Raw genomic sequence first — 14,782 nt, 5'->3', positions numbered from 1 at the left:
TAGTTGGGACCTTGTCCCTGTGAGAGTAGGACGTCGCCAAGCAACTAAAAACACAAGTCTTTTGACTTGTGTTTTTTTATTTCCCATGAAATAGGTTCGGTTCTGCTAGTAAAAAATTCGAAATATAGTAAGGAATTTTTTGAGCAGAAATAGTAAGAAATTGATAAATAAATGGGTAATCTTCAGAGCCATAGCTTCCAAGTAAATCATACCACCAATCTGTTTCGTATCTAGAAATCATACTTAAATTGTAGAGCAATAAATAGTGAACAAGAAGTTCAGGTAATACGGGTTTAGGATTTCTAGGGTCAGTTGTAAGTGGTAAGTAATAAGTATCAGCGAGATATTCGTAGTATAAAGGCGTACTATATATAGGATTCCACGATTGAATAGGAGCTGTAAAAAGCAAATTGGAGGCGCTCGTTTTCCCAGTAACATGTTGCACGGATAAGTGCTTACAAATTGATTCAATATAACGTGAAAATCTTTCTGAAGTCATATGAAGTCGATCTAGTATATTGACTGAAAAGGAAAGTTCATTTGCATTTGTTGAATCAATTTTATACAAAGTGGCACCTCGTTGACTATAGCGAAATAAGTTTTGTAATTCAGGAATATTCCCCATTAAATCCAACATGTTAAACTTCTCTGATTCTAAGTGTTTCATGTGAAACAGCTGTTCTGCAACATGAGTAAATAATCCATTTTTTTGTACCTTTACCTCATCTTCTAAAAATTGATATCCCTGTTTTTTCCGCTTACGAGTCGTAACACCATGAGCTAAAACAGTAGTGGATTCAGGATAGTTCGGATCAATAGTTAATAAGCATGCTTTAAAAAGTTGGCTCATTCCATAAAACAATAACATTGGCTGAATTGAAAAGGGAGCTACCTTATATAATTCATAATAATTTTTCCCATGTTCTAAATAATAAATAAAGGGATAACTATTTTCAAAACTTTTTTTTTCAGCATTTTGTATGGAGGATTTTTCATAACAACGGGCAAGATAACGTTGTACATTTTGAGATGAAAAGAAGAAACTTAGTTGCTGCCAAGTACAATGTGTTTGATGCATATATTACGCTCCTTTTATTGTCTAAAAATTCTAACATATATATACGTCCTTGACAGTATTTTAACCAATTGATAAGCTACTAATAATAATTTCTGGTATCATGGGGGGAACAATTATGTGGGAATCTAAATTTGTTAAAGAAGGTTTGACTTTTGATGACGTATTACTTGTACCAGCAAAGTCAGATGTACTACCAAGAGAAGTAAGTGTTAAAACAGTTTTATCTGAAAGCTTACAGTTAAACATCCCGTTAATTAGTGCAGGAATGGATACAGTAACAGAAGCGGATATGGCTATTGCAATGGCTCGTCAAGGCGGTTTAGGAATTATTCATAAAAATATGTCTATTGAACAACAAGCCGAGCAGGTTGATAAAGTAAAACGTTCTGAAAGTGGTGTTATTTCAGATCCTTTCTTTTTAACTCCAGAACATCAAGTGTATGATGCAGAACACCTTATGGGGAAATATCGTATCTCAGGTGTACCGGTTGTAAATAATTTAGACGAGCGAAAATTAGTTGGTATTATTACAAACCGTGATATGCGTTTTATCCAAGACTACTCAATCAAAATTTCCGACGTAATGACAAAAGAACAGCTAATTACAGCTCCAGTTGGTACAACGCTAGATGAGGCTGAAAAGATCCTACAAAAGTATAAAATTGAAAAACTCCCTCTTGTTGATAACAATGGTGTATTACAAGGGCTTATTACAATAAAAGATATTGAAAAAGTAATTGAATTCCCAAATTCTGCGAAGGATAAGCAAGGGCGCTTATTAGTTGGAGCAGCAGTTGGTGTAACGGCTGATGCTATGACTCGCATTGACGCATTAGTAAAAGCTAGCGTAGATGCAATCGTACTTGATACAGCCCATGGACATTCTCAAGGCGTTATTGATAAAGTAAAAGAAGTTCGTGCAAAGTATCCATCATTAAATATTATCGCTGGAAATGTTGCTACTGCTGAAGCAACAAGAGCATTAATTGAAGCAGGGGCAAACGTAGTTAAAGTTGGTATTGGACCAGGCTCTATCTGTACAACACGTGTTGTAGCTGGGGTTGGTGTACCACAATTAACAGCGGTTTATGATTGTGCAACAGAAGCTCGTAAACACGGTATCCCAGTTATTGCTGACGGTGGTATTAAGTACTCTGGTGATATGGTTAAAGCTTTAGCAGCAGGAGCACATGTTGTTATGCTAGGTAGTATGTTTGCTGGTGTTGCTGAAAGTCCTGGTGAAACTGAAATTTATCAAGGTCGCCAATTTAAAGTATATCGTGGTATGGGTTCTGTCGGAGCGATGGAAAAAGGAAGTAAAGATCGTTATTTCCAAGAAGGAAATAAAAAACTTGTTCCAGAAGGTATTGAAGGACGAGTACCATATAAAGGACCTTTAGCAGATACGGTTCATCAATTAGTTGGTGGATTACGTGCAGGTATGGGATATTGCGGAGCACAAGATTTAGAATTCTTACGTGAGAATGCACAATTTGTTCGTATGTCAGGTGCTGGTTTACTTGAAAGTCATCCTCATCATGTACAAATTACAAAAGAGGCTCCAAACTACTCATTATAATGTCTTATATATAAATAGACGGAGATTTTATATCTCTGTCTATTTTTTTTTGATTATGTTAGAATAACGGTTATGTGAGTACATAGATATTGGGGGTAGCAAAAGTGAAAGGTATGTTTTGCAAAAGATTCATTGCACTAGTAACAATGCTTACACTAGCTTGTAGTATGTTGTTACCATATAGCAATGCATCAGCTGAAACAGGAACTGCTTTAAGTATTGAAGCAGGTGCGGCAATTTTAGTAGAAGCGAATTCTGGAAAAATTGTATATCAAAAGAATGCTGATGAATTATTATCCATTGCTAGTATGACGAAGATGATGAGTGAGTATTTAGTTCACGAAGCAGTGGATAAAGGAAAGCTTAAGTGGGATCAGAAAATTAAGGTTTCTGAATATGCGTATAAAGTTTCACAGGATGCTTCATTATCAAATGTGGCATTAGAAAATGGTGGCTCTTATACAGTAAAAGAGTTATACGAGGCAATGGCAATCTTCTCTGCAAATGGTGCAACGATTGCATTAGCAGAAGCAATTGCAGGTAAAGAAGTAGATTTCGTAAAAATGATGAATGATAAATCGAAAGAACTAGGGTTGAAAAATTATAAATTTGTCAATTCTACAGGTTTAACGAATAAAGATTTAAAGGGAATGCATCCAGAAGGAACAACAGCGGATGAAGAAAATAAAATGTCTGCAAAGGATGTTGCAACTTTAGCACAACATTTAATTAAAGATTATCCAAAAGTGTTAGATACAGCAAAAATCCCGAAAAAAGAATTCCGTCCAGAAAAAGAGAAGTTTGCAATGTCGAACTGGAACTGGATGTTAAAGGGCTTAGTTAAAGAATATGATGGCGTAGATGGCCTAAAAACAGGCTCAACTCCAGAAGCGGGAGATTGCTTCACTGGTACGGTTGAAAGAAACGGTATGCGTTTTATTTCTGTAGTGATTAAAACAAGTTCTCATACAGCACGTTTTGATGAAACAAAGAAGCTATATGATTATGGATTTGCTAACTTTGAAATGAAACAAATGTATAAAAAAGGTTCTTCAGTAAAAGGACAAGAAACAGTACGAGTAGAAAATGCGAAAGACAAAGATGTAGCAGTTCAAACGAAACAAGCCATTTCACTTCCAGTACCAAAAGGAAGTAAAGATGTTTATAAAACAGAATTAAAAGAATCAAGTAAGGGACAAGAAGCACCTATTAAAAAGGGAGCTGCGCTTGGTCAAATGGTAATTACGCCAAAAGATGCAAACGACCCTGGATTTTTAACTGGTAAGTCGTTACAAGTGGATCTTGTAACAACATCTGAAGTAGAAGAAGCAAACTGGTTTACTCGTGCTATGCGCGGAATTGGTTCTTTCTTTAGTGGTATATGGAATAGTGCTGTTGATACAGTAAAAGGTTGGTTTTAAAAGCTCCTCATTGTAGGGGCTTTTTCTTATTCCTATTTTTCATACCGACTTTATGAAAAAGTAGTAGACAAGCATCTGATAGTTAGTGGTAGAATGTAAGAGTATTCTTAATTTTCGCCTTTAACGGGGAAAAGCAATTCACCTAGGGGGGTTTTTGTAACATGACAAATGTAACAGGGACAGAACGTGTAAAACGTGGAATGGCAGAAATGCAAAAAGGCGGCGTTATTATGGACGTAATTAACGCTGAACAAGCAAAAATTGCAGAAGAGGCAGGCGCAGTTGCCGTTATGGCATTAGAGCGTGTACCAGCAGATATTCGTGCAGCAGGTGGCGTTTCTCGTATGGCAGACCCAACAATCGTTGAAGAAGTTATGGGTGCAGTGTCAATTCCGGTTATGGCAAAATGCCGTATCGGTCACCTTGTAGAAGCACGTGTATTAGAATCATTAGGGGTAGACTATATCGATGAGAGTGAAGTATTAACTCCAGCCGATGAAGTATACCATTTAAATAAACGTGATTACACAGTTCCATTTGTATGTGGTTGCCGTGATATCGGAGAAGCTGCACGTCGTATTGCAGAAGGTGCATCTATGCTTCGTACAAAAGGCGAACCAGGAACAGGAAACATTGTAGAGGCAGTGCGTCATATGCGTCAAGTCAATGCAGAAATCCGTCAAGTTGCAAGTCTACGTGAAGATGAATTAATGACATATGCAAAAAATACTGGTGCTCCTTATGAAGTACTACTTGAAATTAAACGCCTTGGTCGTTTGCCGGTTGTAAACTTTGCAGCAGGTGGTGTAGCAACACCAGCAGATGCAGCGTTAATGATGCAACTTGGTGCGGATGGTGTATTTGTTGGATCTGGTATCTTTAAATCAGAGAATCCAGCGAAATTTGCACGTGCAATCGTTGAAGCGACAACTCATTATGAGGATTACGAGTTAATTGCAAGCCTTTCTAAAGGATTAGGTAATGCGATGAAAGGTATTGAAATTTCAACGTTACTACCAGAGCAACGCATGCAAGAGCGTGGATGGTAATTGAAGGAGAACTTTAAAATGGTGAAAATCGGTGTACTAGGTCTTCAAGGTGCAGTTCGTGAACATGTAAAATCAGTTGAAGCAAGTGGTGCAGAAGCTGTTGTTGTAAAGCGTATAGAACAACTTGAAGAGATTGATGGTCTTATTTTACCAGGCGGTGAAAGTACAACTATGCGCCGTCTTATTGATAAGTATGCTTTCATGGAACCGCTTCGTACATTTGCGAAGTCTGGTAAACCAATGTTTGGTACATGTGCAGGAATGATTCTTCTCGCAAAAACACTTATTGGCTATGACGAAGCACATATTGGTGCTATGGATATTACAGTTGAGCGCAATGCGTTTGGACGTCAAAAAGATAGCTTTGAAGCTGCACTTTCTATTAAAGGTGTGGGAGAAGATTTTGTTGGCGTATTTATTCGTGCCCCGTATGTTGTAAATGTAGCGGATGATGTTGAGGTACTTTCTACACATGGTGATCGAATGGTAGCGGTAAGGCAAGGGCCGTTTTTAGCTGCTTCTTTCCATCCGGAATTAACAGATGATCATCGTGTAACAGCATACTTTGTAGAAATGGTAAAAGAAGCGAAAATGAAAAAAGTTGTATAAGTAACTTGCAACTTGTATAAGATTATAGTAAATTGATGGTAACAATTTTATAAAATAAGCGTGTTGATAGGAAGTAGTAACAAATGTCGTTTCTTATAGAGAGTCGATGGTTGGTGGAAATCGATAGAAACAGTTTGTGAATCCATCCTGGAATGGAATGTGGAATATCTTTATGATTAGTAAACATTCCCGGTGAAGAGCCGTTATTTCTACTTGAGAGGAAAGCGGTAATGCTTTCAACTAGGGTGGCAACGCGGGTTAACTCCCGTCCCTTTATATAGGGACGGGAGTTTTTTGTGTTTTATAAAATAAAAGGAGGAGTATATAATGCTTGATATTAAATTTTTACGTACAAATTTTGAAGAAGTAAAAGCTAAGTTACAGCATAGAGGCGAAGATTTAACTGATTTTGGTCGCTTTGAAGAATTAGATACGAGAAGAAGAGAACTACTTGTTCAAACAGAGGAACTAAAAAGTAAACGTAACGAAGTATCTCAACAAATCTCTGTATTGAAGCGCGAAAAGAAAGATGCAGAAGCTCTAATTTTAGAAATGCGTGAAGTTGGAGAAAAAGTAAAAGATCTTGATAACGAACTTCGTACAGTTGAAGAAGATCTAGAAAGATTGATGCTATCTATTCCAAATATTCCGCACGAATCTGCTCCAGTTGGTGAAACAGAGGATGATAATGTAGTAGCTCGCACTTGGGGAGAAGTGAAGGAATTTGCTTTTGAACCAAAACCACATTGGGATCTTGCTACAGATTTAGGAATTCTAGATTTTGAACGTGCTGGAAAAGTAACAGGAAGCCGCTTCGTATTCTACAAAGGTGCTGGCGCAAGATTAGAGCGTGCTTTAATTAGCTTTATGCTTGATCTTCATACTGATGAGCATGGATATGAAGAAGTATTACCTCCGTATATGGTAAACCGTGCAAGCATGACAGGGACAGGACAACTTCCGAAGTTTGAAGAAGATGCATTCCGTATTGAAAGTGAAGACTACTTCTTAATTCCAACAGCTGAAGTACCTGTAACAAATATGCACCGTGATGAGATCTTAAATAAAGAACAATTGCCTATAAGATATGCTGCGTTTAGCTCTTGTTTCCGTTCTGAAGCAGGTTCAGCTGGCCGTGATACACGTGGTTTAATTCGTCAGCACCAGTTCAATAAAGTAGAGCTTGTGAAGTTCGTAAAACCAGAAGATTCTTATGAAGAGTTAGAAAAACTAACAAATGATGCAGAACGCGTGTTACAATTATTAGAGTTGCCATATCGCGTTATGAGCATGTGCACAGGCGATTTAGGATTTACAGCAGCGAAGAAATACGATATCGAAGTATGGATTCCAAGCTATGGCACATATCGTGAAATCTCTTCTTGTAGTAATTTCGAGGCTTTCCAAGCGAGACGTGCAAATATCCGTTTCCGTCGTGAGCCAAACGGCAAACCAGAACATGTTCATACATTAAATGGATCTGGTCTTGCAATTGGACGTACGGTGGCAGCTATTTTAGAGAACTACCAACAAGAAGATGGTACAATTATAATTCCAGAAGTTCTTCGCCCTTATATGGGAGGAAAAACAGTTATTAAGTAAATTTATAAACATTCATCGGTATGAGTGATTGGTAATTATGAGCGTTGTCAGTGCTATGATGTAGGAGAGGAAAAGTAAAATTTTCCTTTCCTCATAATTTATTTTAGTAGGGTTGACTAACTGTTTTTCTTTTGATATTATATTTGATGTCAATATGGAGGTATACCCAAGTCTGGCTGAAGGGATCGGTCTTGAAAACCGACAGGCGGCGAGAGTCGCGCGGGGGTTCGAATCCCTCTACCTCCTCCAGATATAATTGACAACAGCGCATATAAGTGGAGATTGGAGAACTCGTTACCACACGTAACGAGTTTTTATTTTAAAACCAATCATAAAGTATGGTGTAAGGCGATTTTGTCCTTATTACACACTCATATTCCGATGATTATCTTCATAGATATGAAAGGAGTCAACATGGATCTTATTATACAAACGTTTCCTTTAGATGGAAAAACTTTATATTATGTACAATGTCCTGTCTGTAAGAACAATAGAATTTTAAACAGTGGTGCAAATGTATCACGCATTATTAGCGATGATACATTCCGTAAACTTTGTGGTTGCACTTGTGATGTAAAGCAAACTGCAACAAAAGTAGAGGCACCAAAAAAAGTTAAAAAAGAAGCTGTAAAGAAAGAAGCAGCTCCAAAACGTACAGGTAAAGTATTAACAGCAGTAATTAACGGGAAAGAAATGACTGTTAAAGAGATTGCTGAGGCGTACGATATTAGTACAAGTACTGTTCGTCAGCGTATTAACGCTGGAAAACCTGAGAGTGAAATTATTGCTCCAACAAAGAAAAAGTAATTTAATAGAAAAACCCGTGCATATGCACGGGTTTTTTATTTTACAAGTTTACGTGTTTGTTTTAAAAAATGACCGATTTTTTTTATGATTGGTTCAATGGAATCGCCATCTTTTAAAATATCGTATTCATTAATGTTTAATCGTAAAACAGGGCATGAATTGAAGTTGTTAATCCAGTTTTCATAACGCCCATGCATCTCTTTCCAATACTCGATTGGTGTTTGCTGTTCCATCGGACGTCCACGTTCTTGGATACGATCAACAATATCATCGAAAGAACCTTCTAAGTAAATTAATAAATCTGGATGTGGGAAGTAAGGAGTCATGACCATAGCGTCAAATAAACCTTTATATGTTTCATAATCAGTTTCTGTCATTGTACCTTTTTCGTGATGCATTTTTGCAAAAATGCCAGTGTCTTCATAGATAGAGCGATCTTGAACAAAACCGCCACCGTATTCAAAAATTCTTTTTTGTTCTTTAAATCGTTCTGCTAAAAAATACACTTGTAAGTGAAAGCTCCAGCGTGTGAAATCAGCATAGAACTTGTCCAAATACGGATTAGAATCTACCTTTTCAAATGATGTGCGATACCCTAAAGCGTTAGCCAATGCAGTTGTCATAGTGGATTTACCGACACCTACTGTTCCAGCGATAGTGATTACTGCGTCATTTGGTATATCATATTTTTGCCTTAAATTCATTATTATTTCGACTCCTTTAAGAGAGTATTTTGAAGGGCAGATAGGATGACGTTTAAATCATCAGGATTTTTTACAAAATCCATATCGTCTCCGTTAAATTTCAATACTGGGATATCTGGATGGTCCTTTTTAAAAGCATCCATTGCTGTTTCATAATCTTTTGTGAGCTGTAGTAAGTAATTTGGATCCATATTTTTTTCGAATTCTCTTCCGCGCATTGCAATTCGCTTTTGTAATGTTTCTAGGCTAGCTGTTAAATAAACGATAACGTTTGGAACTGGCATATCTTGTGTAAGGATACGATAGATTTGCATGTACTTGTCGTATTGAGAATCTTTTAATGTACGGGATGCAAAAATTACATTTTTGAATATATGATAATCCGCTACTACTGGCTTCCTTTGATTCAAATACTTTATGTTAATATCTTCTAATTGTTTGTATCTATTACAAAGAAAGAACATCTCTGTTTGAAAACTCCATTCGTCGATGTCTTCATAGAACTTTCCTAAAAAGGGGTTTTCATCAACAATCTCTTTCAGTAAGTGGAGTTGCATGTGAGTTGAAATTTCCTTCGCAAGTGAAGTTTTTCCAACACCAATTGGTCCTTCAACCGTGATAAATGGTACTCCGGTCACGCTGTTTCCTCCTTTCAATCAGTGATTTACCGTGACTACTAAAAACACAAAACAGAATTATTGTAGCACAAGAGGGAAGCGAGCGGGTTAATTTGATATAAAAAGTTGGAAAATAGATATATGTATTAATTAAATTTTATTTGAAACGACGGTACTATATTTGCTTTTAATGTGGCTTCCATTATTTTTAAAGCATGCAGGTTATCCTGATCATCATTAGATGCAATACAGTCCTGTGGTACATACAATGTATAATTCCTCATATGAGCATCGTTAGCTGTAAAGAGGATACATATATTCCCGGCGACACCTGTTAATATTAGATTTTCTATTTTTAAATAGCCTAATAAAGAATTTAAAGGTGTTTCATAAAAAGCAGAGTAATGTGGTTTAATAAAAATGTAATCATCAGCATTTGGAGCGATCTTATGAATGATATTTTTACTATACTCATTTGTACAATGAGTAATCAATTGGTCAATATCAGACCTCCAAAGTTGATAATGGTCATTAATATAAATGATGGGGCAACCGAAGGATTTCATTGTTTTCTTTAATTGTAAAATAGGATTGGTTATAATTTCGCATTTTTTGGCTAGGATAGGCCCGTGTGAAAATTGAAAGTCATTAATCATATCGATAATGAGTAAGGCAGTATTCTTCATATGTAATCCCCTCTCTTTTTTTCTTAGGGTGGATTGAATTTATAAAAGTTATCCCATGTGTAGTAAATGGAAATAAGTGTACTTTATTTGTAATGAAAGGACTATGTTATGGAACGTGATCAAGATATTCATTTTATGCAGTTAGCAATAGAAGAGGCTAAAAAAGCAGAGGCAATACAAGAAGTACCGATTGGGGCAGTTATAGTGCTGGATGGTGAAGTAATTAGTGTTGCTCATAATTTAAGGGAGACTGAGCAAAGATCGATAGCTCACGCTGAGTTGTTAGCTATTGATGAGGCGTGCAAAAAATTAGGGACATGGCGTTTAGAAGATGCGACGTTATATGTAACATTAGAGCCTTGCCCGATGTGTGCGGGTGGAATTGTTTTATCACGAGTAAAGCGAGTTGTATATGGTGCGAGTGATCCGAAAGGTGGATGTGCAGGGACATTGATGAATCTGTTAACGGATGAACGCTTTAATCATCAATGTGAAGTAGTAGCTGGTGTATTAGAAGAAGAGTGCGGTACGCTGTTAACGAACTTTTTTAGAGCGCTTCGTAAAAAAAGAAAAGCGATTAAGAAATTAGAGAAAAGTAAAGAGAATTAACGTATTTGCATTTTATAAAAAAACAAGTTATACTGATAGTGCCTTTAATGAAGGCAACCGAATATTGGTTTTAACTTTGCCGTGCTAAGCGGGGAGGTAGCGGTGCCCTATACTCGCAATCCGCTCTAGCGAGGCCGAATCCCTTCTCGAGGTTATGTTGCTGTAAGGCCTGCCTTAAGTAAGTGGTGTTGACGTTTGGGTCCTGCGCAACGGGACCCCGTGAACCTTGTCAGGTCCGGAAGGAAGCAGCAATAAGCGGGTCTTCTCGTGTGCCGCAGGAGTGCCTGAACCGAGCTAACTGCTTAAGTAACGCTTATGGTACGTAATCGACAGAAGGTGCACGGCAGTTATATATGTATACAAAACTCACCTTAATACTAAGGTGGGTTTTTTGTATAGAAAATAACTTTTGGAATCTATAAACAGAATGGGTTATAATAAATGAGATAATAACCTTTGAGGGAGGCCGTATTTTCGTGTCATACCAAGCGTTATACCGAACATGGAGACCGCAAAAGTTTGAAGATGTAGTCGGTCAAAAGCACGTGACAAAAACGTTGCAAAATGCCCTTCTTCAAGAGAAAGTTTCACATGCTTATTTATTTTCTGGGCCGAGAGGAACAGGAAAAACGACAATTGCAAAAGTGTTTGCAAAAGCAATTAACTGTGAACATGCTCCGGTAGCTGAACCTTGTAATGAATGTCCTTCTTGTTTGGGGATTACACAAGGATCTATTTCAGATGTATTAGAAATTGATGCGGCTTCAAATAACGGTGTAGATGAAATTCGAGATATTAGAGATAAAGTAAAATATGCTCCAAGTGCTGTAGAATATAAAGTATACATTATTGATGAAGTTCACATGCTTTCCATGGGTGCCTTCAATGCGCTTTTAAAAACGTTAGAAGAACCGCCAGGACATGTTATCTTTATTTTGGCGACAACAGAACCGCATAAGATACCGCCTACAATTATTTCGCGTTGCCAACGTTTCGAATTTCGAAAGATATCAGTAAATGATATTGTTGAGAGATTATCGACAGTTGTGAACAATGAAGGTACGCAAGTAGAAGATGAGGCATTACAAATTGTTGCACGTGCCGCTGAAGGTGGTATGCGTGATGCGCTTAGTCTTATTGATCAGGCAATATCTTATAGTGATGAGACTGTTACGACAGAAGATGTATTAGCTGTAACAGGGTCTGTTTCTCAGCAATACTTAGGCAACTTAGTAGAATGTATACGTGAAAATGATGTATCAAGAGCATTACGTATCATAGATGAGATGATGGGTAAAGGGAAAGATCCAGTTCGCTTTATGGAGGATTTCATTTACTATTATCGTGATATGCTTTTATATCAAACTTCACTACAATTGGAACATATGTTGGAACGAGTAATGGTTGATGAGCAATTCCGGACGTTAAGTGAAGAAATGCAGCCGGAAGTAATCTATGAGATCATTCATACTCTTAGTAAAGCACAACAGGAAATGAAGTGGACAAATCATCCGCGAATTTTCTTAGAAGTTGTTATGGTACAACTGTGTCAACAGTTTATGATGCAAGCAAATGGTGCAGATCGTTTACAAGCAATTATGAACAGGATGCAGCAATTAGAGAAAGAGTTAGAACAAGTCAAAAAGAATGGTGTGCCGGCCGGTGTGCAGCAGGAAGTCAGAGAGACGCGTGCAGCACCAAAGCCAGTACGGACAGGAAGTATGAAGATACCTGTCGGACGCGTAAATGAAGTATTAAAGCAAGCGAAGCGTCAAGATTTAGAACAATTAAAAGCTGTATGGGGAGAGTTGTTAGGAAGACTCAAAGCATACAACAAAGTAGCGTTTGCTGTTTTATTAGAAAATAGCGAACCGGTAGCGGCTTCAGATGATACTTACGTTTTAGCGTTCCAATATGAGATTCACTGTAAAATGGCAAGCGAAAATCGAGAGGCTATGGATACAGTGGAACAAACTTTATTTGAATTGCTAAGTAAAAGATTAAATATGATTGCCATTCCAAAAAGTGAATGGGGTAAAATCCGTGAAGATTTTTTACAGCGTGAAGGTGGAAGTTCTGAAGAAAGCCCAGAGAAAAAAGAAGATCCTCTCATAGAAGAGGCTGTAAAATTAGTAGGGCAAGAACTCATTGAAATAAAAGAGTAATAATAATTAGGAGGAATTAATTATGATGCGTGGCGGAATGGGAAATATGAATAACATGATGAAACAAATGCAAAAGATGCAAAAAGAAATGGCAAAGGCGCAAGAAGAACTTGGCGAAAAAACAGTTGAAGGTACAGCTGGCGGCGGTATGATCACAGTTATTGCAAATGGTCATAAGCAAATTCTTGAAGTAAAAGTGAAAGAAGAAGTTGTAGATCCAGAAGATATCGAAATGTTACAAGACTTAGTGTTAGCTGCAACAAACGATGCACTTAAGAAAGCTGATGAACTTTCAAACTCTACAATGGGTAAATTTACAAAAGGCTTAAACTTACCGGGTGGAATGTTCTAGGAGGATATTGATATATGCATTATCCAGAACCAATATCAAAACTAATTGATAGTTTTATGAAATTGCCAGGAATCGGACCGAAAACAGCGGTTCGATTGGCGTTTTTCGTATTAGATATGAAAGAAGATGATGTGTTAGGTTTTGCAAAAGCACTTGTAAATGCGAAGCGAGACTTAGCATATTGTTCTGTGTGCGGGCATATTACTGATCGTGATCCTTGTTATATTTGTAACGATTCACATCGAGATCAATCAGTTGTTTGTGTCGTGCAAGAACCGAAAGATGTAATCGCGATGGAAAAGATGAAAGAGTATCAAGGTGTATATCATGTGTTACGTGGTGCTATCTCTCCAATGGAGGGAATTGGACCAGAAGACATTAATATCCCGCAACTTCTAAAGCGACTACACGATGAAACAGTACAAGAAGTAATATTAGCAACAAATCCTAATATTGAAGGGGAAGCTACAGCGATGTATATATCCCGCCTCTTAAAGCCGACAGGTATTAAAGTAACTCGTATTGCACACGGTCTGCCAGTTGGTGGAGATTTAGAATATGCAGATGAAGTGACACTGTCGAAAGCGTTAGAAGGTCGTAGAGAAGTATAAGAGGAGAAACAAAAATGTTCTTTCAAAAAAAGGGTAAATTGCGTAAAGAGTATGATGATAAGCTAATTGTACTATTAGAAAAGGTAAAGAATGAATGGTTACGTCAAAAGAGAATGGTTGAACAAAGTGTTGAACCATCTCAAGATGTACTTTGTTCTTTGAAAATAGCAGAGGCGAAATATTTCTTCTTGCTAAAAGAAGCAAAACGTCGTCCTGTAAAGATGGAGCAATGGTAAAAGGTTCTGCTGAAAAAGCAGAGCCTTTTTATTTTATTCGTTTGGAAAGGTCGATTAATAGTTTTTTTGAAGAACGTGTAGCCGAATCAAGGTGAATAAGATGAAACGACTGGAGTTATATAATAAACGTTCTTTTTTATTGTCTTGTCCCATACAAATAAATGTGTATAGGTCATTCATAAGGAGGAAAAAATGAATTCTACAATTATTATTGTTGGTATTCTTGCGTTAGTTTTTATTTTCCTTGTTTTTGGTGTTTCTTCTAAGCCGTTGCGTTTTATAGGAAAAGCGCTCTTTCATGTTACTTTGGGAGTAGCATTACTTTTTATCGTAAATGTTGTAGGAACGTATTTTGATTTTCATATCCCAATTAACTTGGGCACCGCAACAATTACAAGTTTATTAGGTCTACCCGGTGTTGCTGCATTAGTGGTTATTAAACTTTATATCATGCCAAAATAAATTTATTTTGGCATTTTTTTTAAAAGTGTTGACTTTTGAATGATTAATATGGTAAATTAATAAGCGTCGTCAGGAACGAAAGAAAAAAGTTGTTGACAGATTTAACGCAAGATGTTAAATTATAAAAGTCGCTGAAACGCGATGTTGAACTTTGAAAACTAAACGAAACAAACAACGTGAAACGTCAATTTTTAT

At 37.1% G+C, this 14,782-nt stretch carries 16 protein-coding genes, 1 tRNA gene, 1 other RNA gene and 1 other annotated feature; of the genes, 14 read left to right on the top strand and 4 right to left on the bottom strand.

Annotated elements, in window-relative coordinates; genetic code table 11:
* Positions 1-76 precede the first annotated feature (76 nt).
* Positions 77-1,078 carry a YaaC family protein gene (locus tag PDQ33_RS25665; RefSeq protein WP_270756829.1) on the bottom strand — a complete coding sequence of 334 codons (1,002 nt, stop codon included), beginning with the start codon at positions 1,076-1,078 and terminating at the stop codon, positions 77-79.
* A 115-nt stretch (positions 1,079-1,193) separates the two neighbouring features.
* Between PDQ33_RS25665 and guaB the strand changes: the two genes are divergently transcribed.
* The 7 genes from guaB (at position 1,194) to PDQ33_RS25630 (ending at position 8,145) form a co-directional block, all read left to right on the top strand.
* Positions 1,194-2,657 (top strand): IMP dehydrogenase, encoded by a 1,464-nt coding sequence (gene guaB, locus PDQ33_RS25660; RefSeq protein WP_000264079.1) that lies wholly within the window; start codon positions 1,194-1,196, stop codon positions 2,655-2,657.
* Positions 2,658-2,770: 113 nt separating this feature from the next.
* A complete protein-coding gene (gene dacA, locus PDQ33_RS25655; RefSeq protein WP_270756832.1) occupies positions 2,771-4,078 on the top strand; it encodes a D-alanyl-D-alanine carboxypeptidase DacA in 1,308 nt (435 codons plus the stop codon).
* 161 nt (positions 4,079-4,239) lie between these two features.
* Entirely contained in the window at positions 4,240-5,127 is an 888-nt protein-coding gene (gene pdxS / locus PDQ33_RS25650; RefSeq protein WP_000186156.1) for a pyridoxal 5'-phosphate synthase lyase subunit PdxS, read from the top strand.
* Positions 5,128-5,145: 18 nt separating this feature from the next.
* Positions 5,146-5,736 (top strand): pyridoxal 5'-phosphate synthase glutaminase subunit PdxT, encoded by a 591-nt coding sequence (gene pdxT, locus PDQ33_RS25645; RefSeq protein ID WP_000238780.1) that lies wholly within the window; start codon positions 5,146-5,148, stop codon positions 5,734-5,736.
* 54 nt (positions 5,737-5,790) lie between these two features.
* Positions 5,791-6,012: a binding site (T-box leader), on the top strand.
* Positions 6,013-6,063: 51 nt separating this feature from the next.
* The gene (gene serS / locus PDQ33_RS25640) at positions 6,064-7,338 is read left to right on the top strand and encodes a serine--tRNA ligase (protein ID WP_000884181.1); all 1,275 of its coding nucleotides are present in this window, start codon (positions 6,064-6,066) and stop codon (positions 7,336-7,338) included.
* Positions 7,339-7,494: 156 nt separating this feature from the next.
* A tRNA-Ser gene (locus PDQ33_RS25635) sits at positions 7,495-7,587 on the top strand.
* A gap of 165 nt (positions 7,588-7,752) precedes the next feature.
* Positions 7,753-8,145, top strand: coding sequence for a DUF3797 domain-containing protein (locus tag PDQ33_RS25630; protein WP_000364200.1), 393 nt, complete (start codon positions 7,753-7,755; stop codon positions 8,143-8,145).
* A 35-nt stretch (positions 8,146-8,180) separates the two neighbouring features.
* Here the strand turns inward: PDQ33_RS25630 and PDQ33_RS25625 are convergent, their stop codons facing one another.
* The 3 genes from PDQ33_RS25625 to PDQ33_RS25615 form a co-directional block, all read right to left on the bottom strand.
* Positions 8,181-8,849, bottom strand: coding sequence for a deoxynucleoside kinase (locus tag PDQ33_RS25625; protein ID WP_001053585.1), 669 nt, complete (start codon positions 8,847-8,849; stop codon positions 8,181-8,183).
* Between the two features lie 2 nt (positions 8,850-8,851).
* Positions 8,852-9,487, bottom strand: a complete 636-nt coding sequence (locus PDQ33_RS25620; protein ID WP_000148224.1) for a deoxynucleoside kinase — start codon at positions 9,485-9,487, stop codon at positions 8,852-8,854.
* A 125-nt stretch (positions 9,488-9,612) separates the two neighbouring features.
* The gene (locus PDQ33_RS25615; RefSeq protein WP_000798715.1) at positions 9,613-10,152 is read right to left on the bottom strand and encodes an isochorismatase family cysteine hydrolase; all 540 of its coding nucleotides are present in this window, start codon (positions 10,150-10,152) and stop codon (positions 9,613-9,615) included.
* Between the two features lie 108 nt (positions 10,153-10,260).
* Here PDQ33_RS25615 and tadA point away from each other — a divergent pair, with 108 nt between their 5' ends.
* From tadA to PDQ33_RS25580, 7 genes are all read left to right on the top strand, one after another.
* Positions 10,261-10,761: a tRNA adenosine(34) deaminase TadA gene (gene tadA, locus PDQ33_RS25610; protein ID WP_000439008.1), complete on the top strand. Its 501-nt coding sequence runs from the start codon at positions 10,261-10,263 to the stop codon at positions 10,759-10,761.
* Positions 10,762-10,840: 79 nt separating this feature from the next.
* Positions 10,841-11,105, top strand: an RNA gene (ffs, locus tag PDQ33_RS25605) — signal recognition particle sRNA large type.
* 132 nt (positions 11,106-11,237) lie between these two features.
* A complete protein-coding gene (dnaX, locus tag PDQ33_RS25600) occupies positions 11,238-12,926 on the top strand; it encodes a DNA polymerase III subunit gamma/tau (RefSeq protein WP_076856629.1) in 1,689 nt (562 codons plus the stop codon).
* A gap of 25 nt (positions 12,927-12,951) precedes the next feature.
* On the top strand, positions 12,952-13,278 hold the full coding sequence (locus PDQ33_RS25595; protein ID WP_001996460.1) for a YbaB/EbfC family nucleoid-associated protein: 327 nt from the start codon (positions 12,952-12,954) through the stop codon (positions 13,276-13,278).
* 14 nt (positions 13,279-13,292) lie between these two features.
* On the top strand, positions 13,293-13,889 hold the full coding sequence (gene recR / locus PDQ33_RS25590; protein WP_000559169.1) for a recombination protein RecR: 597 nt from the start codon (positions 13,293-13,295) through the stop codon (positions 13,887-13,889).
* A 14-nt stretch (positions 13,890-13,903) separates the two neighbouring features.
* Complete coding sequence (locus PDQ33_RS25585; RefSeq protein WP_000466020.1) at positions 13,904-14,125, top strand: YaaL family protein; 222 nt, start codon at positions 13,904-13,906, stop codon at positions 14,123-14,125.
* A gap of 192 nt (positions 14,126-14,317) precedes the next feature.
* Positions 14,318-14,587, top strand: coding sequence for a pro-sigmaK processing inhibitor BofA family protein (locus tag PDQ33_RS25580; RefSeq protein ID WP_001089262.1), 270 nt, complete (start codon positions 14,318-14,320; stop codon positions 14,585-14,587).
* Positions 14,588-14,782: the final 195 nt, after the last annotated feature.

It is taken from the genome of Bacillus cereus group sp. Bc031, assembly GCF_027716265.1.
In the GTDB taxonomy this organism is placed as follows: Bacteria; Bacillota; Bacilli; order Bacillales; family Bacillaceae_G; genus Bacillus_A; species Bacillus_A paranthracis.
Note: the sequence above shows the minus strand (reverse complement) of the source record. Positions and strands in the feature narration are given on the sequence as shown.

What these genes read in the sequence shown, in the direction of transcription:
- pdxS (WP_000186156.1), top strand. Translation starts at nt 4,240, where the DNA reads ATGACAAATGTAACAGGGACAGAACGTGTAAAACGTGGAATGGCAGAA.
- PDQ33_RS25665 (WP_270756829.1), bottom strand. Translation starts at nt 1,078, where the DNA reads ATGCATCAAACACATTGTACTTGGCAGCAACTAAGTTTCTTCTTTTCA.
- PDQ33_RS25585 (WP_000466020.1), top strand. Translation starts at nt 13,904, where the DNA reads ATGTTCTTTCAAAAAAAGGGTAAATTGCGTAAAGAGTATGATGATAAG.
- guaB (WP_000264079.1), top strand. Translation starts at nt 1,194, where the DNA reads ATGTGGGAATCTAAATTTGTTAAAGAAGGTTTGACTTTTGATGACGTA.
- PDQ33_RS25595 (WP_001996460.1), top strand. Translation starts at nt 12,952, where the DNA reads ATGCGTGGCGGAATGGGAAATATGAATAACATGATGAAACAAATGCAA.
- PDQ33_RS25580 (WP_001089262.1), top strand. Translation starts at nt 14,318, where the DNA reads ATGAATTCTACAATTATTATTGTTGGTATTCTTGCGTTAGTTTTTATT.
- PDQ33_RS25625 (WP_001053585.1), bottom strand. Translation starts at nt 8,849, where the DNA reads ATGAATTTAAGGCAAAAATATGATATACCAAATGACGCAGTAATCACT.
- pdxT (WP_000238780.1), top strand. Translation starts at nt 5,146, where the DNA reads ATGGTGAAAATCGGTGTACTAGGTCTTCAAGGTGCAGTTCGTGAACAT.
- dacA (WP_270756832.1), top strand. Translation starts at nt 2,771, where the DNA reads ATGTTTTGCAAAAGATTCATTGCACTAGTAACAATGCTTACACTAGCT.
- serS (WP_000884181.1), top strand. Translation starts at nt 6,064, where the DNA reads ATGCTTGATATTAAATTTTTACGTACAAATTTTGAAGAAGTAAAAGCT.
- tadA (WP_000439008.1), top strand. Translation starts at nt 10,261, where the DNA reads ATGGAACGTGATCAAGATATTCATTTTATGCAGTTAGCAATAGAAGAG.
- PDQ33_RS25630 (WP_000364200.1), top strand. Translation starts at nt 7,753, where the DNA reads ATGGATCTTATTATACAAACGTTTCCTTTAGATGGAAAAACTTTATAT.
- PDQ33_RS25615 (WP_000798715.1), bottom strand. Translation starts at nt 10,152, where the DNA reads ATGAAGAATACTGCCTTACTCATTATCGATATGATTAATGACTTTCAA.
- recR (WP_000559169.1), top strand. Translation starts at nt 13,293, where the DNA reads ATGCATTATCCAGAACCAATATCAAAACTAATTGATAGTTTTATGAAA.